We start from the raw sequence: 23,816 nt of genomic DNA, 5'->3' as shown, positions 1-23,816 counted from the left end.
AGAAATCGTGCGGTTTATTTTAAAACAAAAATGGCTTGTGCTTGTTGTATGGGTCGCTGTCGTTGCCGTTCTTATGTTATCGGCACCAAATATGGCAGAACTGGTACGAGAAAAAGGACAAGTCGATGTACCAGACGGCTATTCATCATCACTAGCTTCAGACATTATGAGCGAAGTCCAGGAACAAGAAGGCGGTGGAGATGAGTCATCTGTAGCACTTGTCTTTACAGATGAAAAAGGGCTTAGTGCTGCAGATAAAAAAGAAGTTGAACGTGCGATCCGCCTACTTGAAAAGAATAAAGAAGAGCTAGGAATCACGGAGATTCTGACTCATTTTAACGAAAAAAGTCTTGAGAAACAGTTAGTATCAAAAGATGGAAACTCTATCTTAACGTCTATAAAAGTCGCTTGGAACGATCGAGAGCCAAGTGAAGTGAATGAAGCTCTATATAAAACGATTGAAGACAACAGAGTCGAGCACTATTACACAAGTAACTGGATGATCAACGAAGATCTTGTGAAAAGTTCTGAAGAGGGACTTAAAAAGACAGAAGGCATTACGGTAGTATTCATTCTAGGTGTATTGCTCTTAGTATTTAGATCTGTCGTAGCGCCACTTATTCCATTGCTAACCGTTGGTGTGACATATCTCGCTTCACAATCGATCGTGGCGATGTTAGTAGATTCGTTCGACTTTCCGATCTCTAACTACACACAGATCTTTTTAGTCGCTGTATTGTTTGGAATCGGGACAGATTATTGTATTCTTTTGCTAAGTCGATATAAAGAAGAATTAACGCTCACAGAAAGTAAAACGGAAGCGATCATCGCGACATATCGTCAGGCGGGGCGTACCGTTTTCTTTAGCGGTTTGGCAGTAATGATCGGATTTGCTGCGATCGGATTTTCTCAGTTCATTCTCTATCAATCAGCAGCAGCCGTCGCGGTTGGTGTAGGTATACTATTAGTTGCTCTATTCACGATCGTGCCATTTTTTATGATGGTCTTAGGTCAGAAGATCTTTTGGCCATCTAAGAAAAAAGCAGAGCATGGTGAGAGCAAGCTTTGGGCCGTTGCTGGAAACTTTTCGTTAAAACGTCCGTTGTTGTCACTCATACTCGTTGCGGTCATTTGCGTACCATTTCTTGTAACGTATGATGGAAAACTATCCTTTAACTCTTTAGAGGAAATCTCAGGGGAAGTTTCTTCCATCCAAGCGTTTAATGTGATTGAAAAAAGCTTCGGAGCGGGAGAGTCGATGCCAACCAACATCGTTATAAAAAATGATGAAAAGATGGACTCGACTTCATACATGGAACTTGCTGAAAAGATTAGTCAGGAACTAGAAAAGGTTAACCATGTTGATTCGGTAAGATCTGTTTCTAGACCTACAGGCGAACCTGTTGAAGATTTCTTCGTCTACAAGCAGGCAGAAAGCTTGGAGGATGGCCTTGGTGATGGAAAAGAAGGGATCAATAAAATCAGCAGTGGGCTTATGGAAGCGAGCGGAGAGTTATCAAAATCTGAGCCGCAGCTGACTGGTGCGACTGACGGCATTCAGCAGCTTATCGACGGAACGAGTGCTACTCAATCTGGTTTAACTGAGATTCAAAAGAATCTGGTGAAGATAGAAGATGGCATTCGAAAAGGAACGATGGGAGCAGCTGACGCACAAAAGGGATTACAACAGATAAAATCTAAACAACAAGAGCTGCTGTCTGGTTATCAAAAGATTCAGCAAGGCTATGAACAAGCAGGATCAAACCTATCAACGATCCAATCAAACTACGTAAAGCTAGGGCAAGGCTTAGGAACTTTGAATACTGCATTGGCATCCATTACGGATCAGGACTTTCAAGCGTTGGAAGACCGTTATGAAATTCCGGAAAACGATGCAGAGTATCAGAAGATAAAAAACACAGTGAAAGCTGCTCAAAATCAATTGCCCGGTATCAAAAGCAGCTTAGATCAATTAAACAATGGGCTGAGTCAAGTTTCATCTGGCGTTCAACAAGCCAATGGTAAATTTCAAGAGATAAACGGGTACCAACAAGGCATTATTGGCGGACTTCAGCAAGTGATCGATGGAACGAATCAACTTCAATCAGGTCTCGGGCAGTTAGCTGACGGTCAAGGTCAGATCATTGATAATGTACCTAAGCTAACAAACGGATTAAACGGTATTAATAACGGCCAACAAGAGCTGTTAAAAGGATTTGAGGATCTTGGTGGACAGTTTAGTCAGTTAACGACTGGCTTAGATCAGAGTGCTGACGGGTTGAATCAAGTTTCAGATGGTTTAGGCTCTGCTCAAGATTATTTGAACAACCTAGCCGAAACAAAAGATAAGAGTGCTTTTTATATGCCAGAAGAGGTGCTTCAAAGTAAGGATTTTGAACAGGCACTGGATGCTTATCTATCAGAAGATCGCAAAACGATGACGATGGATGTTGTGTTTGGAATCAACCCTTATTCTAACGAGTCTATAGATGAAGTAGATGAGATGAAAGAAGCAATCAATCGAGTGACAAAAGGAACGGAACTAGAGAACGCAAAAGTGGCAGTGGGGGGAATCACTAGCTCCAATGCTGACTTACAAACTGTTTCTAGCAATGATTTTTCAAGAACTGTTCTGCTCATGCTAGTAGGTATCTCGATCATTCTTGTATTCTTGTTCCGTTCTTTGATCATGCCTGTCTACTTGATCGGTTCACTCATTTTAACGTACTACACGTCAATGGGGATCAACGAATTCATCTATGTAAACCTATTAGGATATACAGGAATCAGCTGGGCTGTACCATTCTTTGGATTCGTAATCCTCGTGGCGCTCGGCGTTGATTACAGCATCTTCTTAATGGATCGATTTAATGAGTATAAAGATCTTACGGTTGCAGATGCGATGCTTCTCGCTATGAAAAAGATGGGGACGGTTATCATTTCCGCCGTTATCATCTTAGGTGGAACGTTTGCTGCGATGATGCCGTCGGGAATGCTTTCATTACTGCAGATCGCGTCCATCATCTTAGTAGGGTTGCTTTTATACGCATTTGTCGTTCTGCCATTGCTCATCCCGGTTCTCGTTAAGAACTTTGGAGAAGCAAACTGGTGGCCGTATAAACGAAGCTAAGCAATAAAAAGATGGTTGTAAAGTGCTCTAAGATTAGACACTTTAAACCATCTTTTTTTGTCTTTTTATTAGAATGATGCTGATTTAAATCTTTTATATTGAATGCGTTCTAAAAGATTGTTGCTTTTAAGTCTTTTTCTATTCCTTCTTTGACTTTTTGATTGTAGTGGAAGTTGTGTGCCTACCGCATGAGATACTTCTTGCAAGGCATGCGACGAGGAAGCTTACTACGTAGTATTAGCTTGTAGACGCAGGAGCAAGAAACCTCTAAAGGCGGGCAGGTGAGACACTTATACGGTAACGTACGAATGTGGCTCACCGTCTGCCCCGCGGAAAGCGAGCATCTGAAACGAAAATCAACTACTTTCAAAAGCAACACTGAATACGAAAACAGCCTCTTATATGCTGTTTGCTATTCAGCTGTCTTACTTTCTTTTTGAATCTTTTGCTTCAATTCCTCGATGTATTTCTTTTTAGCCTTTTCATCCTCTAGATTGCCAGGCTTCTTTTGTTGCAAATATTTTTGAAGGGCATTGTTGATTTCTTCTGTTGTGGCATCCTCAGGAATTTCGCCTTTCTCTTTAAGCATCTGTATTATTTTTTCATCGTTTGCAATCATGGCAGTCACCTCGTTTTGTTCTGCAGATTTAGAATCAGAGGAATCTTTTGAATCAGATTTAGCCTTTTCTTCTGATTCCTTTTTCCCAGGAAGATTATCGTTTTCTTGTGTGCTGCAGCTCATAAGAAAAATCAATGTAGAAACCGTTAAAAATACGCGTACAAACTTTTTCATCTCATACCCTCCTTATTAACAGTTTACCCTAGGAAAATAAAACCCAACTGCATGTACACAGTTGGGTTTATAGATGAATGTTTATTTCTTGCGAGAGATCTTGATTTTCGCTACAGAATTATCTTTACTCTTTCCTTCTACTGAGAACTTTAAGCCGTATTGTGGAACGTTACGTCCAGCGTCTAGAAGTCCAGGGTTAGAGTAGTCATCCTTATCATTGAATACGGAGTTTGGATGGATTGCGTTATCTGTAAGCGATGTTCCATTGATTGATTTGTAATCTAGGAACATTGGCTTTCCTTTATCCGTGTTGAACGCAGCATCATGGACCAGGTAGCGAGTTGAAGCTACTTTTCCATCGCTCCATTTAAGTGTCTCTTGGTTCGCATCGACTACGCCTAAGAAACCATCTCCAGGGTGGATGCCTGTCCAGTTGTCAGAGTAGCTGTTGTCTACGTACCAAACAACAAGTCCGCCATCATAAGACATCAAGCTATTACCGCGAGCAATGTGCCCAAGCCCTTTATCAACACCTTGGTGATTTCTCCATTCTAATAAGTAGTAATGATCAGAAAAGAATTTACCTTGGTTCTTCGTGAAGCCTTCTTGCTTAAATGTAGACGTTCCTTCAGCGTTATCAAACAATACTTCAGTTCCATCAACGTTTACAGAAATGTCATCTACAAAGAATCCAGGCATTGTTGCTGCTACATCCGTCCAATAGTTGAACTTCAGGTCGATCTTCTTACCAGCATAAGCAGATAGGTTGAACGCTCCGTTCACCCATTCACCGTTCGTACTTCCTGTGATTCCATGGCCAGGATTTTGTTCATGCGGATTCGTATCCGTAGTCAGGTTTCCTTTAACAGTCACCCAATTCGTTGCTCCTTCTTCTTTCACTTGAATTGAAGCATAATCCCAATCTGTTTCAATGTCATACCATGTTTTAAAGTTTAGTGTAGCTGTTGAAGCATTTGAAAGATCAAGAGATGTAACTAATGAGTTATCTAAGTTATCTCCGCTGCCGCTGAAATACTGATTCTCACCGCTATAAGGCTTGTTAACCACTGTTTCTTTTTGTGGAAGATCAACGCGAACGGCATCATTGTTCGTGCCTTTCGTGTTTGCCTGATCAAGAAGAACGTCGATTCCTTTACGGTCGATCTCTTCGTAAACGAACGTTTCTCCACTTAACCAGTTACCTCCTACATACGACTGTAAGAACTCTTTAGACCAAGCACTGAATCCAGTCGGCTCAGTACCAGGAACTTTACCAGCCCAGCTTCCACTAGACATGATCGACCAGTATGCAACAGGCTCACCTTGGCCAGAGTACTGTGTATCGTACTCATCCGGAAGCTCAAGATCATGACCATATTCATGAGCGAAAACGCCAGCTGCTCCATCAGCAGGTTGAACTGTATAATCGTAAGCTCCCATCATGCCGTTCCAATAATCAACTTCAGACTCTGAGCCTGCGATAGGGAAAGGTGATCCTAGGTTCCAACGGTGGCTCCAGATTGCGTCACCAGCAAGTGCGCCTCCGCCAGCTTCTTCACCAACGCTTGAGTGAACGATCATAAGGTGGTCTACTAAACCATCAGCTTCACGAGTATTGCCATCACCATCTAGGTCGTAGCGATCTTCTTGGTCATAGTCTCCTAGGTTAATGTTAGGATCTTTTGCAGCTGCTTCTAGCGCTTCTTTTACTAGAGAACGAGCGTCTTTATCATTACCGTCTGGAGTAGGTACGTTTCCTCCATAATAAGCTGCTGGATGTTTAGCTTTATACCAACCTCCAACACTACCTGTTACAGAATAACTTCCACCAGATTGCTGTTCATAATATTGTTTCATAGAGATTAATTTCTCTCCATTTGGTCCTTTATATCCTTTATTTCCAAACACTAAGTCTTCATAGTGTTTCTTAGGATATTCTTCATAAAACATATCTGTTTCATCTGCTTTAATGTTCGTAGCAGGGTAGTCTGGGAACTCTATCATAAGAACAAGAACGTTATCTACACGCTTTTGTCCTTTCCATTTTTCTTCTTTTACGTTCTTAATCTTATCTTCTTTTTTACCGTCTTTTTTAAGTCCTTCTTTTTTGTGCTTCTTTCTAATTTCTTTACGTTTTTCACTATGTTCGTCTTCTAGTGCACCTTCAGAGAATTTAGAAGCGTTCTCTTGTTTTTTGTGTAAGAATTGCTGTAATTTTTTCTGTGCATCTGCTTCAGATGCATTTTTACTGATTTCGCCTTGTTTCTTCAACATTTCGATCAACTTTTCATCATTGGCGATTCCTAAATCAAAAGGACCGCCTCCATGCTTATGACCTTTATGATCGTCGTGTTGATGTGTTGCTTTCACATCAGATGAAACATTTGCTGGTGCAGCACTAACACTTGAAAAAGCAGAGCAGCTTAACATTGTAGCGAGTGCAGCAGATACCCATTTCCCTTTTTTCACCAAGATTCCCCCTATATCGTAGTAGTTACCGAAAATCGACATATATTGTCGGATAATTCCGTGTATTCAAAATGTTACCACGATAATCACTCTACTAGAATAGGAGATAACTCCCGTGTTTTTAATTTAGAATAGGGAGTATTTACTATTTAAAGAACTATTTTCAAACACTTTTAATTTGAAAAAATAGTGAAGAATGTTTTAATTTAGGAGTTTTCATATAGTCCTTTAGACACGGAAGAACAACATCCCTCACACAAGAACTGTCTCTGATCATTTTTATCTAAGTCTTGATTGATCTTTTAGTTAACGCACTATAAATGTTTTACCGAAATGTTTATTTCATTTTACTTAGGGTAAATAAAGGGGTGGACCATCAAAGAATTGAGACAGAATGATTTTTAGAAATGAAAGGTTGGTCATTTACTTTGTCTATTCATCTAAATTCAGCACTTAAAAATAAATCGGTTAAAAACTTTGACGAAGCAACTGCAAACATTCTTCATTTTATGAGCAAACTTATCAACATCAATACGTTGTTTATTGCGAAGAATGACAAACAAGTAAATGAAATCAAAAAAGCTGTAAATAAGAATACGGTATTGATTCAAGAAGGTGCAACAATGCCTTTTAAAGAAACGTTCTGTAAAGTGAGCGTAGATAAAGGCAATGATATTCTTCTTATAGAAGATATTACGCAAAATGAACGGACGAAGCATCTGAATGTGACAGCGGACTTAGGTGGGGGAAGCTTTATTGCGATTCCGATCTATTATGAAGATGGTGAAAATTACGGGACCATCTGTGGTCTCGATACGAAAACATTTGAGTTTACCGATCAGCATATCGAGCTTTTCCAGACGATGTCTTCATTGTTAACTTACGTTTTAGAGCTTGATAAAGCGAATAAAGAGATAAAAGAAATTTCAGTGCCGATTGTTCCTTTAACAAAAGGTGTTGCGATCCTTCCGATCATTGGCCATATTAATGAATATCGAGCAGAACTCATCATTCAAAGCACACTTGAAAGCAGCATGAATTTAGAACTCGAACACATGATAGTCGATCTATCAGGAGTAAGCAGAATCAATAACTCTGTTAGTGAATATCTGTTAAACATCGTGAAGTTGTTAAGATTAATAGGAGTCACTCCAATTCTTACAGGGTTCAGACCCGATCTTGCCATAACCACTTTACATGTTGATGTGGATTTCAAAGGGATCATGATCACGAACAATTTAGAGAGCGCACTGACTCAAATCGGATTCAGCCTAAACAAAAACGAAAATAATCATTCAAGATCACAGAGCGTTATGTGATCTTTTCTTTTTTTAGTCATTTATTATTAAGAAATTGAGTACCGTTTAAACGCTTGCTTCCTAAATAAGGCGTTGATCACCTTCGTCTCAAATTTAACATAGCAGTTTCTCAGCTTTTAAGGAAAGGTAATAAAGAAAACAGTAGTCATAATATTCTTTTTTTTATATAATTAAAATAATATAAACTTATCAGTCGTTTTTATGTATTTACCAATCGGAGGGGAAATGATGAAGTCGTTTGAAGAGAAGTTGGATCAATACGCTGAATTAGTGATAAAGGTTGGATTAGGTTTAAAAGAAGGGCAAAGGTTGCTTATCAGTTCGCCAATTGAAACGGCAGAGTTTACGCGCAAGGTAACGAAGCATGCCTATGAGAACGGTTGTAAACGAGTGATGGTGGATTGGACGGATACACAAACAAGCCGCATTCACCTAACGCTTGCGGCAGAAGAGGTTCTTAAAAATGATCTGCCTTCTTGGGAGATTGACAAATATAACAGTCTTGTGGAAAATCATGATTGCTTTTTGATGATTACAGGAAATGATCCGAACGCTTATAAAGGTGTCCCTTCTGAGCGTATGATGTTCGTTCAAAAAAATCGTGGTGAGAAACTTCAAGCTTTCTCAGCAGGACAATTAAGAGGAGATATGCACTGGGCGATCGCGGGTGCACCTACTGTTGGCTGGGCTAAGAGCGTTTTCCCAGACAAAAATGATGAAGAAGCGGTAGATGCCTTATGGGAAGCGATCTTCAAAACCGTTCGAGTTGATCAGAATGATCCGGTAGCAGCATGGGACGATCATGTGAAAACGTTGACAGAAAAAGTGAACTATTTAAACGAACAGCAGTTCAAAACGCTGCATTATAAATCAGAAGGTACCGATTTAAGCATCGATCTTCATCCAGATCACACGTGGATCGGTGGAGGACACCATTCAACGTTCGGAACGTACTATATCCCGAACTTGCCAACGGAAGAAGTTTTCACAACACCAAGAAAATATGGTGTGAACGGTAAAGTTTCAAGCTCTAAGCCACTTTCAGCGATGGGGAATATCATCGATAATTTCAGTTTAACGTTTAAAGACGGAAAAGTGATTGATTTCACAGCTGAGGAAGGATACGACACGTTGAAACAACTGCTTAGCATCGATGATGGAATGGGATATTTAGGTGAAGTGGCATTAGTTCCTCACGATTCACCGATCTCAAACTCAGGCATCACCTTTAATAACACGTTGTATGATGAAAATGCTTCATGCCATCTAGCGATCGGAACATCTATTACGATGTCAGTGAAGGATGCAGGAAATCTTTCACCAGAGCAGATGGAAGAAAAAGAAATCAACTTCAGCCGCGGCCATACTGATTTTATGATCGGTTCTGCAGATCTTGAAATTGAGGCTGAATATGAGGATGGTAGACGTATTTCGTTATTTAAAAATGGAAACTGGGCGATATAAAGGTTAAAGGACTCCACGTTGTTGGGGTCTTTTTTTGGATGTTTATGCTTAGTTGCTTATGAAAGTAGTTGATCTCCGCTCCAGGTTGCTCGCTTTCCATGGGGCGACCGGTGAGCCTCCTGCCGCTTTGCGCCTTTAGGAGTCTCCACCTGACCGCTCGTCCCATAGGAGTCGGCAACCTTGTGCTCCAATCAACTTGCATATGAAGGAAAAAAGAAAACTTAATAAAGCATCAACCTTTTAAGAAATTAGCCCAGATTAAGAAAAAAGGTAGCTATATTTTTTATGACTTATGAAAGATAAGAGGAATAGCTGGTGCGGGCTATTTTTAAAAAAGCGAATAGGACAAACCTCTTCATGGAAAAATAACGAAAATGAAGGAGGTTTGTTTATGAAAAAGATAGTCGCGCTTTTAGCGGCGTTTACGATTGTACTAAGCGGATGCGGCAACTCTAACAACATGAAAGAAAGCGAAGCCGCTCCAAAGAACATGAGTAACGAAACGAGGAATAGCCCAAGGTTAGAACAGATTCATTCACCACAGAAAAAACAAGTAGACATCTCAAAAGCTGAAACAAATCATAGTAAAACGAAGATTGAGACTTTAGGGTTCTTAGAGCCTATTGAAGCAAAACAATCAATTAAAGATGTACAAGAATCGGTAAACGATCTAACTTACGTAGCGTTTTTTAGTTATCAAGTAAATAAAGATGGATCACTTAAGCCGATTAAAGATTATGCGGCACTTCAAGAAGTGAAGAAATCTAAAGCAATGCCGATGATGGTGTTAACTAACTTTATAGACGGAAACTTCTCGCCAGAGATCGCACATAATATCTTTACTGATAAAACAGCTTCAAAAACACTGATCGGAAGCGTTATTAGTACGATGAAGCAAAAAGGATATAAAGCACTTAATATTGATTTTGAACATATTAAAGAAAAAGATCGAGAACTTTATAACGGTTTTCTCGAAACAATCATCCCGCAAGTTCAAAAAGAAGGATTTAAAGTTTCTACTGCATTGGCACCAAAAACAAGTGATGAACAAAAAGGACCGTGGCATGGAGCACATGACTATAAACGTCATGGAGAGCTGGCTGACTTTGTTGTTCTTATGACATATGAGTGGGGTTGGTCTGGAGGACCTCCAATGGCTGTTGCACCAATACCTCAAGTAGAGAAAGTAGTGAAGTATGCAACATCTGTCATCCCTCCTGAAAAAATCGTGATGGGTGCTCCGTTGTACGGATACGATTGGACACTTCCTTATAAAAAAGGAAATAAATTCGCAAAACGCGTCGCACCGGCAGAAGCGCATGATTTGGCATTAAAAGAAGATGCGACTGTAAAATACGATAACGAGTCTCAAGCACCGTTCTTTAATTACAAAGATGACAACGGAAAAGAACATGTTGTCTGGTTTGAGAACGAACAAAGTGCAGAAGCAAAGAATCAGCTCGTGAAGAAATACAAATTAAGAGGTCTTGCTTATTGGGTACTTGGTGAACCGTTCCCGGAGAACTGGACACTACTTAGAGACCAATTTAAGATCGCTCATAAATAAAGACAAAAAGGATTAAGCATTTTTGGTGCTTAATCCTTTGCCTGTAAAATTTATAAAGCAGCAGACAAACATTTTTCAACAACAACACCTCTCCGGTCAGGGAAAACCGTCTCAAAGTGGTACTGAGGAAACAATACAGAAAGCTGTTCTGTGATACCTGCTGCCTTTTGATGAGGAGTGAAACAGATGATGGATGGACCTGAACCACTTATAGATGCACCATAAGCGCCGAGCTCGATCGCTTTTTCCTTAAGTTCAGCATACAGGGGAACCCATTTCGAACGAAAAGGTTCATGAAACAAGTCGCGGTTCATCATATCGGCTGCTTTCTTCCAATCATTCTTCATCAATGCTGCAACAAGAACATTGCTGATCGCACTGCCTTCAACCGCCTTGCTGAAAGGAAGAAGGTTTGGCAGAGAGCCTCTAGACTGTTTTGTATGAAGAACTCCATCTGGAATGGCTACGATCATTTCAACTGCCACATCTGGAACATGGACCGTTTCGACCACTTGTCCATTGTAAAAGCTGATCGTAAGTCCTCCAAATATGGCGGGTATCACATTATCAGGATGTTCTTCTAATGAACTTGCAAGAAGTGATTTTGATTCTTTAGAAAGATCAAGTTCTAAAAGGATGTTTGCGAGTTCAATGCCTGCAACGATCGCTGATGCGGAACTTCCCATCCCTTTGGATGTTGGAAACGTACTCACCACATCTAGCTGACACGGAGGCAGTTTCTTACGAAAAGATTCTGCGGTAAAATATGCCGCTTGCATGATTAAGTTGTTTTCATCTTTATTGAATGCTTGAAGTTCCTCTCCGTGAAATGTTGTTTTGCGCGGAGCGAACGGCTGAACATGAACGGTTAAGTATCTGTTTAGAGCAAGACCGACAGAATCAAAGCCCGGACCAAGATTGGCTGTACTTGCTGGAACATGGATAGAAAAAGGTTCTGCTTTCATTTATACAACACATCCTTTTAGCTGTTGACGTAAAAGATCAAAATCATTTGGAATCACGATCGGTTCTTGTTTTACAGTTTTTAGTGCAATATCAGGATCTTTAAGACCGTTGCCTGTTAGTATGGCTACAACGGAAGCGCCGTTTGGTAGTAATCCTTGTTTGTGTTGTTTATACAGTCCAGCAATCGTGCTGCAAGAAGCAGGTTCAGCGAAAACACCTTCTTTAGAAGCGAGCATCTGATACGCTTCTAGAATCTCTTCATCTGTAACAGAATCAATGATTCCACCTGATTCTTCTAAAGCAGATGAAGCTAACTTCCAGCTGGCAGGGTTACCGATTCGTATGGCAGTTGCGATCGTTTCAGGATTCTTTACAACAGAGCCGTTTACGATTGGAGCAGCACCGGCTGCTTGGAACCCATGAATCCGGGGGAGTCCAGAGAATTTTACTGCATCATACTCTTTGAACCCTTTCCAATACGCACTAATGTTACCTGCGTTTCCAACGGGTATTGCCAGGATGTCGGGAGCTTCGTCTAGCGCATCAACCAATTCGAAAGCAGCTGTTTTCTGTCCTTCCAAACGATAAGGATTTACAGAGTTAACGAGGGTGAAGTCTTCTTCTTCGCTCATTTTCTGTACCATCTGAAGAGCTTCATCAAAATTTCCTTCGATGGCAAAGATTTCTGCTCCATACATTTTCGCTTGAGCCAGTTTTCCTTGAGCGATCTTACCGTCAGGAATGACAACGATACATCGGAGACCAGCTCTAGCTCCGTAGGCTGCAGCTGCAGCAGAGGTGTTTCCTGTAGAAGCACAGATGATTGCTTTACTTCCTTCTTCTTTTGCTTTTGCTACAGCCATGACCATCCCTCTGTCTTTAAAAGAGCCTGTAGGATTCGCTCCTTCGTACTTCGCATAAAGGCTGATGCCCCATTCCTTTGAAAGATGTGGAAGCGGAATAAGTGGAGTGTGCCCTTCGTTTAACGATAGAAGGGGAGTAGACTCATTGACCGGCAAATATTCTTTATATTGATGTAGTAGTCCTTTCCAATGCATATTAAGCTCCCTCCACACGATAGTGACTTTTAATTTCTTGAACGACTTCAGAGTCCCGAAGCAGGTTGTAGACGTGACTATCTTGCTGCTTGTTCGTTCCGTGCGTCACGATTACAATTTCTGCGACCCCTTTATGATCTACAGGGCTTTGAATTAACTTTTCAAGTGAGATGTCATGCAGTGCAAACAGAGAAGTGATAGAAGAGAAAGCACCTGCCTCATCTTTCACGTACAGCCGGTAAAAGAATTTTCCGTCGATCTCATTCGGTTGCTTTAATTGTTTATCAAATTGTGGAGCAACCACGCTTTTCCCATTCACACCAAGCCGCATGTTCTTCACTACAGCTACTAAATCTGAAACAACTGACGTAGCAGTTGGGAGCTGCCCTGCACCTGGTCCAAAGAACATGGTTTCTCCAACAGACTCACCGTACACATATACTGCATTGTATTCGTTGTGGACACTTGCTAACGGATGTGAGTCAGGCAGAAGAGTAGGCTCAACACTGATCTCCACTTTTCCGTTATCCTTTTTTGCGTTTCCGATCAATTTCAGCGTATAACCGAACTGACGCGCATATTCAAGATCCTCTTGTGTAACCTTTGAAATACCAGACACGGTTACATCATCCAAGTGGATATGCATGGAGAAACCGAGTGTTGAGAGGATTGCCATTTTTCTCGCTGCATCGATGCCTTCTACATCTGATGTAGGGTCAGCTTCTGCGTATCCAAGATCTTGAGCTTCTTTTAATACTTCTTCATAGTTGCGCTGCTGTTTATCCATTTTTGTAAGAATGTAGTTTGTTGTTCCGTTGACGATTCCCATCATCTTCGTAATTTTGTCTGAAGCCAACCCATCAACGAGTGAACGAATAATAGGGATGCCTCCTGCTACACTTGCCTCATAAAAAAGGTCACATTCATTTTCATGTGCTACTTGTAGAAGCTCTGCACCGTATAGCGCCATCAAATCTTTGTTTGCCGTGATCACATGCTTTTTATTTTGAAGAGCAAGTGTGATATATTCCCGAGCTAGTTCAATACCGCCCATCACTTCAATAACAACCTGTATATTTGGATTTTGAATAACATCTTCCGGATGCTGTGTTAACCATTCATTGTTAATGGAGACGAGACGTTCTTTGTCTACATTCTGAACGAGTATCTTTTCAATAAAAACAGGGCATCCAACTCGGTGCTGCAATTCTTCGCGATTTCCTTCGATCATTCTAACAACACCACTGCCGACAGTTCCTAATCCTAAAAGTCCTACTGAAACGTGAGTAACCATTTTATCCGCCCCTTTGTTTTTATGGAAAGTACACTTGTTCGTTTGATATGGACATTTTACATGGAGTTAGAACATCATACAACAGTGTTTTTTGTAAAGATTTAGATAGCGCTTACATTAGTGGCAACTCTTTAGTCTTTTTTATAGAGTAATAGGATGATCTCAGATATGATAGGGACAGGACAGTAAAAAAAGAGGAGCGCTTCTTATGTCTAATGAGTTAGAAGAAACAATTAAGGACACACTGAATTGTTTAGAAGAGAATATCTTTTATATAGATCAAGACTTCCATATTTCATGGATGAATGATAGCAGCAAAAAGTTAATAGAAATGATGAAGACTTACCTTAATATAAAATCTGCCGAAGACATTCTAGGTTTACATATTAGAAGTTTTCATAAAAGCTCTTTTCAAGAAGAGCTGATGAAAAAAGGTGAATTTCCGATTGATATGCAGATTGTTCTTTTTAATCGATTTGTTGCAAGATTAATTGTGAAAGAACTAATACTGCAGAATCAGAAACGGGGTTATCTGTTAACGTGGAAGGATATCACAGAGCGCGAACAGGAAAGAGAAAGAACAAAAGAAATTCTGAATGAGCTAGCAACACCCATCCTTCAAACAGTTGCAGAACATACCCTGTTAGTGCCCCTGATTGGTGAACTTACCCTTGAAAGGCTTGAAACCTTGACTACAAAACTACTGAAAGAATGTCTGAACAATGAAGCAGATTACGTAATAATAGACTTTTCAGGCGTTACTACCCTTACAGATTCTGAACTTGGGATCGAGATTCAAAAGCTTACAGATGTGATAAAATTGATGGGTGCAGATGTATTGTATTGTGGCTTCCCAAAAGAAATGGTCAAAAATATGGTCTCTTTTGGTGTACATACGAATCAACTTTCATTTGTCTCTTTTCGCAATGCTATTCGTTATGTTGTCTCCGAACAAGAAAAATAAAGAAGCAGCCGTTTTTAATGCGGCTGCTTTATCTTTTTAATATTTTTTATCGCCTCTTTATAGGAGAGTGGACTTAACTCTTCTTTATGAACGAACTCCCATACCCAATCAGCGTCTGTGTAGGCATATTCTCTCAACGCCCATCCGATGCCCTTTCGAATAAAGAAATCATCATTATACTTTGTATCTCTAATGATTTGTGCTAGAAGCTCTTTATCGGTCTTATCTTTGTACCCGAGTTGAAACAGAATTGCTGAGCGCATAAGCCAAAGATTTTTTGATTGAACCCACCGTTTCGTAACGTGTTCGATCTCTTCGGGAAACTTCATCAAATAATAGCCTGCGATATGTTTAGCGATGTGATCGACCGTATCCCACCAGCTTTTATTCACGATGGTATACTCGATCCATTCGATATCTTCTTTTGTCATCTGCTTCTTTAACTTTTCAACAATCGTAAACGTCGCATACTGCATTTCCCGTTCCGGCCGAGACCATGCTTCTTTAATAAATGATGGAAGTTCTTCTTTAGAAGGTAATCCATACTCTTTTAAAAATTCCTTCATACTTTGTTTCAAAATCGGAGAACGAATTCCGAAAAATTCGAACTGATCGCGCATATACTTTTTCATTGGCTCTGCATCATCTTGATTAGCTTGTCTGTTTAAAAACCGCCACAATTTTTCTTCATACATGGGATTTCACTCCTTTTAACAAAATTATACAAAATATTATTAACCAACTGAAACTTTTTTCTTTCGTAGTCGTAATTATCTATATAAAACCAATATTGGAAATTAATTATAGTCGACAAAATTTTACAATCTTTTTTGTTTTACTTTGTTAAGGTTATATCAAATTCGACAAAAGGGCGTGATTAATTTTAGCTTTGCCATAAAAAGTTTATGAAGATAGGAGAGAAGACCATGGAATTATTCGGATATCCGTTGTCTACGATCTATTTAGGAAGCTTTATTGTTTTCGGGTGCATTACATTCGTGTACATCCTTTTTGGTGACATGCTTGATGCAGCTTTAGACTTCCTGCATCCAGCGCTTATCTTATCCTTTTTTACGATAGGAACAGCATCAGGTTATTTATTAGAGATCATGACGGGTATTAACAGTTGGTTCATCATGGTATTCAGTAGTTTACTATCGTTATTGCTCGTGACGCTATTAAATGTTTTCGTACTGATGCCGATCCGTTCATCTGAAGAATCTTTAGCTTATCGAGATGAAGATCTTAAAGGAAGAGTGGGCACCGTATTAACTTCGGTTCCGACAGATGGGTTTGGCGAGATCTTAATCGAGGGCATCAGCGGAAGGATCTCTAAATCTGCAATAAGCATGGATAACAAACCGATCTCTCAAGGAGAAAAGGTGTTAATCATCGATATCCAAAAAGGTGTCGTATCTGTCATGCGTTATGAGCAAGTGGAACAAACATATATTCATTAAACTGGAGGGGTTATTATGAGTTTTTCACCGTTGTTTATCGTTATCGGGGTTGCTGTATTCTTAGTCGTTGCTCTTATTAGTGTTTTTATTACAAAGTATAGAACGGCGAGCCCAGATGAAGCATTAATCGTTACAGGAAGCTTCTTAGGAAGCAAGAACGTAAATATTGATGAATCAGGTAATCGTATCAAGATCGTTCGCGGGGGAGGTACGTTTGTACTTCCTGTCTTCCAACAAGCAAAGCCGCTTAGTTTGTTAACGAGTAAGTTAGACGTTCAAACACCAGAAGTATATACAGAGCAAGGTGTTCCTGTAATGGCTGACGGAACAGCAATCATTAAAGTAGGTAGCTCAATCGGTGAGATCGCGACTGCAGCCGAGCAGTTCCTAGGTAAGTTAAAAGAAGATCGTGAGAATGAAGCGCGTGAAGTCCTTGAAGGTCATTTGCGTTCCATTCTAGGATCGATGACAGTGGAAGAGATCTACAAGAATCGTGAAAAATTCTCTCAGGAAGTTCAACGTGTAGCTTCTCAAGATCTAGCTAAAATGGGATTAATCATCGTATCATTTACGATCAAAGATCTTCGTGATAAGAACGGATACCTAGATTCTCTTGGTAAGCCTCGAATTGCACAAATTAAGCGTGACGCTGACATGGCGATGGCAGAAGCTGAAAAGGAAACGCGTATTAAACGTGCTGAAGCAGATAAAGAAGCAAAGCAGTCTGAGTTAGGTCGCGCGACTGAAGTAGCGGAAGCTGAAAAGATGAATCAGTTGAAAGTTGCTGAATTCCGTCGTGAGCAAGATGTTGCTAAAGCCCGTGCTGACCAGGCTTATCACCTAGAAGAAGCGATCGCAAAGCAGCAAGTTACAGAACAACAGATGCAGATTAAGATCATCGAGCGTCAAAAACAGATCGAGCTTGAAGAAAAAGAGATCCTTCGTCGTGAAAAGCAATACGACTCAGAAGTTAAGAAGAAGGCCGATGCAGACCGTTATGCGGTTGAGCAGTCAGCCGAAGCGGATAAGCGTAAGCAAGTGGCTGAAGCGGATGCTCATAAGTATCGTGTTGAAGCCATGGCAAAAGCCGAAGCTGAGAAAGTGCGCTTAGACGGACTTTCAAGAGCCGAAGCAGAACGTGCAAAAGGGGAATCCGAAGCAGATGTTATCCGTTTGAAAGGTCTTGCTGAAGCCGAAGCGAAACAGAAGATCGCTGAAGCGTTTGAGTTATATGGTCAGGCTGCGATGATGGATATGATGATTAAGATGCTTCCTGAATACGCGAAGCAAGTAGCAGCACCACTTGCTAACATCGATAAAATTACAGTCGTGGATACAGGCGGCGGTGAGAATGGTGGAGCAAACCGTATCACAGGTTATGCGACAAACTTAATGTCCACACTTCAAGAATCTTTAAAAGCTTCATCAGGCATCGATGTTAAAGAACTGTTAGAAAATTTCTCTGGAAAAGGGAATGTGCGTAATAGCATCGACGATCTTCGCATCGAATTTGCAAAAAAAGAACCAAATGCAGTAGCAACAAAGGAAAAAGCAGAAGTAAAGACTTCAAAAGGCGAATAAATAAAGAAAAGCTTACTCTGAGTGGGGCCGATAGCCCTGTAAGAGTAAGCTTTTTTGTAAATATGGTTGCAAGGAGACGTTGAGCGGAATTTATGCTCGTTCGCGGAGATATATGCTCGCTTGCAGGGATTTATGCTCGTTCGCGGAGATATATGCTCGTTCGCAGAGATATATGCTCGTTCGTGGAGATATATGCTCGCTTGCAGGGATTTATGCTCGTTCGCGGAGATATATGCTCCTTCGCAGAGATTCCACGTACCAGCCAGATTCAATTATTACTCCTTGTTCATCCGAGCCTCAACAGCCTCCAGCTTCCCTGCCATCGAGGATTTTTTATCACGGCGGTCATCAATGCGAATGTTTGTTGCAACTCGCTGAATGCCTTTTGAAAATGGTACTTCATGAAGCTGCTGGATCACATGGAAAAGATCAGGAAGCTCGCCTTCGATCAATGTACTCATCGGAGTTAGCTGGTAATTTACCTTATCTTTGTTTTGCTGAAGCACCTTTTGTATTTCAGCTACATATTCACTAACGCTCGGAGTTTCAGTACCAATCGGAATAATCGTAATATCAACAATAGCCATGAATAGAACACCTCAACTTTTTTCTTTATTGTAGCAAACCCAAACGTAATGACAAACAAAAGGATGATACATATGAAAATACACAATGCGAAGAAACACGATCTTTATAAAATAATAGAACTAGATAAAAAAATGATAGGAAGTGATCATAGAAAAGAAGAGATCAATCAAGCGATAAATGAAGAAAGATGTCTGATTCTATATCAGGAAGATGAAATCGCTGCCTTTTTAATCTACCACACACATTTCTTTGATTCCTGTTTTATATCGCTCATAATGGTTGACCCTGATCATCAAAGAAAAGGAATAGGAAGTAGCTTATTAACGCATATGACTAAAATTTCTCCAACAAACAAGCTATTTTCATCAACAAATGAATCTAATGAATCAATGAAACAAGCGTTTATCAAGAACCATTTTAAGAAGAGCGGTTTTGTCGATAACTTAGACGAAGGAGATCCAGAGATAATTTATTTTAAAAACTGTTACTAACATAGATTAAAGCCTTTCAACACACATCTTTTTAAAAGAGGAAGGAAGAACAAAGATGGTGGAACTAAAGAGAATAGATCAGGCGATCGATGAACTTTTTACATATAGAAATATTGGAACTGATCCAGCGTTTAGTAGGTTTATTCCGATGGTTTACGACCCAATCCGTTTTGATTGGCGCCGTGAGTTTGAACCAGAGTTTACAAAACTGTTCAACGGACTCATGCTTAGAGGTGATGAAGAGGTCAATCGAGTGTTTTTGGCTGTATTTCCTACAGAAGAAATTTTAGAGAGATTCATTTCTGAAAGTAATCCAGGAGATCTGTTATTTATGCATCATCCCATAGTGATGGAATGCGGAGATCCAAAAGGGAAATGGGGAAGAGGCTTTATGCCGATACCTCCTCGTTTTATTCAGAAGATGAAGGAAAAGCGTTTGTCGGTATTTACCCTACATGTTCCACTCGATTATTCCCGCGTAATCAGCACAAGTGATGCATGGGCAGAAGCATTGAACGGAAAAGTGATTGGAGAACTATTGAAGGATGATAACGGGGCTTGCGGTATTCTGTGTGAAATAGATCCTACTTCCACAGAGGACTTGATTCATCATTCAACCGAATTGTTCGGAATTCCTTATGCAGATGTACATGGTCCATCTCGTAAGAACATAACGAAGATTGCGATTGTAGCCGGGTGCGGTGATAAAGTAGTAGCGATGATCGAGGCAGAGAAGATGGGAGCAGAAGCCTATCTGACAGGTGAGGTGCACTGTCACATCAATAATGACTACGGTAAAAAGAAGTATGAACAGATGAAAAGTTATATAGCTCAAACGACAATGAGCTTAATCGGAGTATCGCATTCTGCTTCTGAATATTTAGTGCATGCTACACAGTTGAAATCTTGGTTTGAAGATAAGTTTCAATTGCCTGTAACGCTATTGCCTCAAAGTAAATGGTGGGTTTGATTTACAAAGTATAGAGATGATTGTGGGGGAAGACATGAACATTCGACGAGCAAAAATAACAGACGCAGCAGAAATTGCGGAAGTGCACGTAAAAAGCTGGCAGCAATCGTATAGAGGCTTGATAGAGGACGAATATCTTTCTCAGATGGCAGTTACAGAAAGAGAACAAAGATGGCATGAATGGTTGAAGCAGAAAGCGCATATTGTATTTGTTTTAGAAGATGAGAATCACCATTTGTGCGGCTTTATTTCTGGAGGTTCGATCAGGTCGCAGCATCAATATGAGGGGGAGATATATGCTTTTTACTTATTAAAAGCTGTGCAACAAAAAGGACATGGAACAAGAATGCTTAAAGCGTTTTTGAAAGAACTTACTTCTGTAGGCAAGAAAAGTATGATCGTGTGGGTATTGAAAGATAATCCATCGAAACAAGCATATATTTCAATGGGTGGGAAAAAGATAGATGAAGAACAAATTACAGTAGGAACGCAGCACTTGTTTGAAGAATGCTTTGCATGGGATGACATAACGCATTACTAACTAATAGAACGGAATACACAAGCTAAATACATAGAAAAAACATCTTTGGGTTTTACTGAAATGCATTTTTCTCTTTCCAAATTACCCAATTTATCGTTACAATGGTAGAAGGTGTAAAAAAAGAAGTTGGTGACGTCATGGAATTTGACTTAATAAATATCATTCATCAATATAGCTATTTTGGTATTTTTTTATTATTGGCATTAGGGATTATCGGATTGCCCATTCCGGATGAGATTCTTTTAGCCACGGTAGGATACTTTATTTTCGCAGGAGATCTTCCAGCTTTACCGGCTGTATTGAGTGCTTTTTTTGGAGCGATCACAGGTATAACGGGCAGCTATTATTTCGGAAACATCTGTGGTAAACCTCTATTAAAAAAGTTAGGTCCGAAATTTGGAATATCGGAAGAAAAGATAGATAAAACACAGAATTTCTTTTTAAAGTATGGAAAATCAGCATTGTTTTTTGGTTACTTTATGCCGGGAATCAGACACCTGACCGCTTACTTTGCGGGGATGTATTCTTTAAATTGGAGACAATTTGCACTTTACGCTTATAGTGGTGCTTTATTCTGGTGCTCGTTCTTTATCGTGATCGGCTATCAATTGGCAGGTCGATGGGCTCTAGTTATGGAAGTGATCCATAAGGTTGGCCTGATCGCATTTACAATCGTAATCCTTAGTATTGTTGCGTGGATCATCTTTAAGCCGAAAAATAAAGGGTCCTATTCAAGTGGCTGGTTTAAATAATAATGTCTTCCAATACTGGAAGGCTTTTTTTATATCTTTTAACAACGTTCTTTTCTAAAAGATTGTTGCTTTGAACTCCTTGTCACCTTTGAAAATTGATTGGAGTGGAAGATGCGAGACTCCTACGGGACAGGCGGGCAGCTGAGACACTTAAGAGTGAAACGTACGAATGTGGCTCAGCGTCTGCCCCGTGGAAAGCGAGCAGCCTGGAACGGAAATCAACACTTCCAAAGCAACAAAGCTTACGAAAACAGCTTTTAACAAAAATCATTGCTATGTATATTTTCTCTTCAACAGACAAATTTTATTAGATGACAGTCAAAAATTTTTAAAGGAGTGTCATTAAATGAAAAAGACTATTCTCGTTACTTCAATGGCCGTTATGCTATCATCGTTTCTAGGTGCTTGTGGAACGAACAACAACGACAAGGACATGGGAAAAGAAGCGCGTAACAATATGACTGAAGTGAATTACGACAACCGAGCTGATCGAAATATGGATAACATGAATAACAACATGGATATGGGTATGGATAATCAGTACGACGAAAACACGCGTATGGATGTAGCTGATAAAGCGGCTAATAAAGTAACAGATCTTAAAGAAGTTGACGATGCGACAGTTATCGTTACGGAGAACAATGCTTATGTAGCTGCCAAGCTAAAAGGCGGCGAGAGCATGAAGCTTTCGAGAGAAACAGAAAAGAAAATCGCTGATACAGTTCGTAAAACAGATCCTGATATCAATGATGTCTTTGTTTCAACAAACCCTGATTTCATCGACCGTATGAACGGATATGCAGACGAGATCAACAAAGGAAACCCTGTTTCTGGTTTCGTAAAAGAGTTTAACGATACGATCAAGCGTGTGTTCCCAACAAACCGTTAAATCATGATTTAAGGGCTGAGATTTCTCAGTCCTTTCCTTACGAGAACATTTGTTAGAAAATTCATTATATCTGAATATTGACTCCAATCTCATATCGTGTTACAAATACATATGGATAAAAAAATATTTCGACAAAATTCGATAAAAACTATTAATGAAGTCGTATAGATGACCACGGAGGAGGAAATTTAATATGCAGAAGCGAACGCTCTCGGTGGGCTTAATGTTATTTGCTTTGTTTTTTGGAGCTGGGAATTTAATCTTTCCGCCAGCCTTGGGTCAGTCAGCAGGTGAAGTGGTCTGGCAGTCCATGATTGGCTTTTTTATAACAGGAGTTGGTTTACCTTTATTAGGGGTAATCGCGCTAGCGCGTACCGGTGGGGGCCTTCAAACGTTAACGGAACGAGTGAATCCGTTATTCGGTTCAGTTTTCGCGATCATCCTGTATCTAGCCATTGGGCCGTTCTTCGGGATCCCAAGAACTGGGACCGTTTCTTATGAGATGGCAGTTGTTCCTTTCTTACCAGAATCTATGAACAATGGCCTAACCCTTTTCTTGTTTACCGTTGTATTCTTTACGGTAACATACTGGCTTTCGTTGAACCCATCAAAACTTGTAGACCGAATCGGTAATATCTTAACGCCATTATTATTGCTCATTATCGTATCTCTTTTAGTTAAGGCGGTTATTACACCGGTTGGAAAGCTAGGAACGGCATCTCCTGATTATGCGAGTAATCCGTTAGTTAAAGGGTTTATGGATGGATATTTAACGATGGATACACTCGGGGCACTTGCGTTTGGTATTGTGGTTATCACAGCAGTCAAGCGACCAGATATGAAAAAAGAACAAGTGACGAAAATGGTTATTAAAGCGGGTTTGATCGCAGCTACTTGTTTAGCCGCTGTTTATGGCATCTTAGCTTATTTAGGAGCAACAAGCCAGGCACTTGGTCAGACGGATAACGGTGGTCAGATTCTTACAAATGTTGTAGCAGAGCTATTTGGACCTTTCGGAAATGTACTGCTTGGACTTGCTGTAGCACTAGCTTGTCTTACAACTTCCGTAGGTCTTGTCACTGCATGTGGTGAATTTGCAAAAAAAATGTTCCCAAATGTTTCATATAAAACCGTTGTACTCACGATGAGTGTGTTTAGTGCAGGAGTTGCAAACTTAGGATTAACACAGCTCATCTCAGTTTCTGTTCCTGTTTTAACAGCGATCTATCCGATTGCGATCGTTTTGATCCTGCTTTCTTTCCTGCATGATTTATTCTCTGGGAGAAAGGAAGTATACATCGGAGGAATCGTTGCAACTGCACTGGTCTCAATAGCAGATGGATTAAAAGCTTTTGGACTTAAACTTGGTGCAATCGAACAGATTTATTCCCATATTCCTCTTTATGCAGATGGAATCGGATGGCTGCTTCCAGCGATCATTGGTTCAGTTGTAGGTTTTATCATCGCCGTATTAAGAGGTAGAATCGTAATCTTCTCTACAAATTAAGCAAAAACAAATG

At 40.1% G+C, this 23,816-nt stretch carries 21 protein-coding genes; 14 read left to right on the top strand and 7 right to left on the bottom strand.

Translation table 11 applies throughout. The annotated features are described in order from the left end of the window. The first annotated feature begins 7 nt into the window (after positions 1-7). Positions 8-3,130, top strand: a complete 3,123-nt coding sequence (locus ACNJYY_RS17850; protein ID WP_416729485.1) for an MMPL family transporter — start codon at positions 8-10, stop codon at positions 3,128-3,130. 412 nt (positions 3,131-3,542) lie between these two features. On the opposite strand, the gene ACNJYY_RS17845 is transcribed toward ACNJYY_RS17850, so the two are convergent. After that, entirely contained in the window at positions 3,543-3,923 is a 381-nt protein-coding gene (locus ACNJYY_RS17845; RefSeq protein ID WP_416729484.1) for a hypothetical protein, read from the bottom strand. A gap of 81 nt (positions 3,924-4,004) precedes the next feature. Next, the gene (locus ACNJYY_RS17840; protein WP_416729483.1) at positions 4,005-6,392 is read right to left on the bottom strand and encodes an immune inhibitor A domain-containing protein; all 2,388 of its coding nucleotides are present in this window, start codon (positions 6,390-6,392) and stop codon (positions 4,005-4,007) included. Between the two features lie 428 nt (positions 6,393-6,820). Between ACNJYY_RS17840 and ACNJYY_RS17835 the strand changes: the two genes are divergently transcribed. The 3 genes from ACNJYY_RS17835 (at position 6,821) to ACNJYY_RS17825 (ending at position 10,742) form a co-directional block, all read left to right on the top strand. Beyond that, entirely contained in the window at positions 6,821-7,711 is an 891-nt protein-coding gene (locus ACNJYY_RS17835; RefSeq protein WP_416729482.1) for an STAS domain-containing protein, read from the top strand. 225 nt (positions 7,712-7,936) lie between these two features. After that, the gene (locus ACNJYY_RS17830; RefSeq protein ID WP_416729481.1) at positions 7,937-9,175 is read left to right on the top strand and encodes an aminopeptidase; all 1,239 of its coding nucleotides are present in this window, start codon (positions 7,937-7,939) and stop codon (positions 9,173-9,175) included. Between the two features lie 391 nt (positions 9,176-9,566). Next, entirely contained in the window at positions 9,567-10,742 is a 1,176-nt protein-coding gene (locus ACNJYY_RS17825) for a glycosyl hydrolase family 18 protein (protein WP_416729480.1), read from the top strand. A 50-nt stretch (positions 10,743-10,792) separates the two neighbouring features. Here the strand turns inward: ACNJYY_RS17825 and thrB are convergent, their stop codons facing one another. From thrB to ACNJYY_RS17810, 3 genes are read right to left on the bottom strand one after another with little or no spacing between them, the layout of a single operon-like run. Next, positions 10,793-11,707 carry a homoserine kinase gene (gene thrB / locus ACNJYY_RS17820; RefSeq protein WP_416729479.1) on the bottom strand — a complete coding sequence of 305 codons (915 nt, stop codon included), beginning with the start codon at positions 11,705-11,707 and terminating at the stop codon, positions 10,793-10,795. Further along, positions 11,708-12,766: a threonine synthase gene (thrC, locus tag ACNJYY_RS17815; RefSeq protein WP_416729478.1), complete on the bottom strand. Its 1,059-nt coding sequence runs from the start codon at positions 12,764-12,766 to the stop codon at positions 11,708-11,710. It abuts the gene before it with no gap. Position 12,767: 1 nt separating this feature from the next. Continuing rightward, a complete protein-coding gene (locus ACNJYY_RS17810) occupies positions 12,768-14,060 on the bottom strand; it encodes a homoserine dehydrogenase (RefSeq protein ID WP_416729477.1) in 1,293 nt (430 codons plus the stop codon). 208 nt (positions 14,061-14,268) lie between these two features. Between ACNJYY_RS17810 and ACNJYY_RS17805 the strand changes: the two genes are divergently transcribed. After that, on the top strand, positions 14,269-15,024 hold the full coding sequence (locus ACNJYY_RS17805; RefSeq protein WP_416729476.1) for a hypothetical protein: 756 nt from the start codon (positions 14,269-14,271) through the stop codon (positions 15,022-15,024). Between the two features lie 14 nt (positions 15,025-15,038). Here the strand turns inward: ACNJYY_RS17805 and ACNJYY_RS17800 are convergent, their stop codons facing one another. Continuing rightward, positions 15,039-15,719 carry a DNA alkylation repair protein gene (locus tag ACNJYY_RS17800; RefSeq protein WP_416729475.1) on the bottom strand — a complete coding sequence of 227 codons (681 nt, stop codon included), beginning with the start codon at positions 15,717-15,719 and terminating at the stop codon, positions 15,039-15,041. 231 nt (positions 15,720-15,950) lie between these two features. On the opposite strand from ACNJYY_RS17800, the gene ACNJYY_RS17795 reads away from it, so the two are divergent. Then, positions 15,951-16,484 carry an NfeD family protein gene (locus tag ACNJYY_RS17795; protein ID WP_416729474.1) on the top strand — a complete coding sequence of 178 codons (534 nt, stop codon included), beginning with the start codon at positions 15,951-15,953 and terminating at the stop codon, positions 16,482-16,484. Positions 16,485-16,499: 15 nt separating this feature from the next. Continuing rightward, on the top strand, positions 16,500-18,065 hold the full coding sequence (locus ACNJYY_RS17790; protein WP_416729473.1) for an SPFH domain-containing protein: 1,566 nt from the start codon (positions 16,500-16,502) through the stop codon (positions 18,063-18,065). Between the two features lie 275 nt (positions 18,066-18,340). On the opposite strand, the gene ACNJYY_RS17785 is transcribed toward ACNJYY_RS17790, so the two are convergent. Next, positions 18,341-18,652 (bottom strand): MTH1187 family thiamine-binding protein, encoded by a 312-nt coding sequence (locus tag ACNJYY_RS17785; RefSeq protein WP_416729472.1) that lies wholly within the window; start codon positions 18,650-18,652, stop codon positions 18,341-18,343. Positions 18,653-18,724: 72 nt separating this feature from the next. Between ACNJYY_RS17785 and ACNJYY_RS17780 the strand changes: the two genes are divergently transcribed. From ACNJYY_RS17780 to brnQ, 7 genes are all read left to right on the top strand, one after another. After that, on the top strand, positions 18,725-19,144 hold the full coding sequence (locus tag ACNJYY_RS17780) for a GNAT family N-acetyltransferase (RefSeq protein ID WP_416729471.1): 420 nt from the start codon (positions 18,725-18,727) through the stop codon (positions 19,142-19,144). A 55-nt stretch (positions 19,145-19,199) separates the two neighbouring features. Continuing rightward, positions 19,200-20,114 carry a Nif3-like dinuclear metal center hexameric protein gene (locus tag ACNJYY_RS17775; protein WP_416729470.1) on the top strand — a complete coding sequence of 305 codons (915 nt, stop codon included), beginning with the start codon at positions 19,200-19,202 and terminating at the stop codon, positions 20,112-20,114. Positions 20,115-20,148: 34 nt separating this feature from the next. Further along, positions 20,149-20,655, top strand: a complete 507-nt coding sequence (locus tag ACNJYY_RS17770; RefSeq protein ID WP_416729469.1) for a GNAT family N-acetyltransferase — start codon at positions 20,149-20,151, stop codon at positions 20,653-20,655. A gap of 137 nt (positions 20,656-20,792) precedes the next feature. Continuing rightward, a complete protein-coding gene (locus ACNJYY_RS17765; RefSeq protein ID WP_416729468.1) occupies positions 20,793-21,407 on the top strand; it encodes a DedA family protein in 615 nt (204 codons plus the stop codon). Positions 21,408-21,518: 111 nt separating this feature from the next. After that, positions 21,519-21,668: a hypothetical protein gene (locus ACNJYY_RS17760; RefSeq protein WP_416729467.1), complete on the top strand. Its 150-nt coding sequence runs from the start codon at positions 21,519-21,521 to the stop codon at positions 21,666-21,668. 85 nt (positions 21,669-21,753) lie between these two features. Further along, complete coding sequence (locus ACNJYY_RS17755) at positions 21,754-22,296, top strand: YhcN/YlaJ family sporulation lipoprotein (RefSeq protein WP_416729466.1); 543 nt, start codon at positions 21,754-21,756, stop codon at positions 22,294-22,296. A 193-nt stretch (positions 22,297-22,489) separates the two neighbouring features. Continuing rightward, the gene (gene brnQ, locus ACNJYY_RS17750; RefSeq protein WP_416729465.1) at positions 22,490-23,803 is read left to right on the top strand and encodes a branched-chain amino acid transport system II carrier protein; all 1,314 of its coding nucleotides are present in this window, start codon (positions 22,490-22,492) and stop codon (positions 23,801-23,803) included. Positions 23,804-23,816: the final 13 nt, after the last annotated feature.

The sequence above is a fragment of the Fictibacillus tiangongensis genome, assembly GCF_048083785.1.
GTDB lineage: Bacteria > Bacillota > Bacilli > Bacillales > Fictibacillaceae > Fictibacillus.
This window is presented reverse-complemented; position numbering and strand designations above follow the sequence as displayed.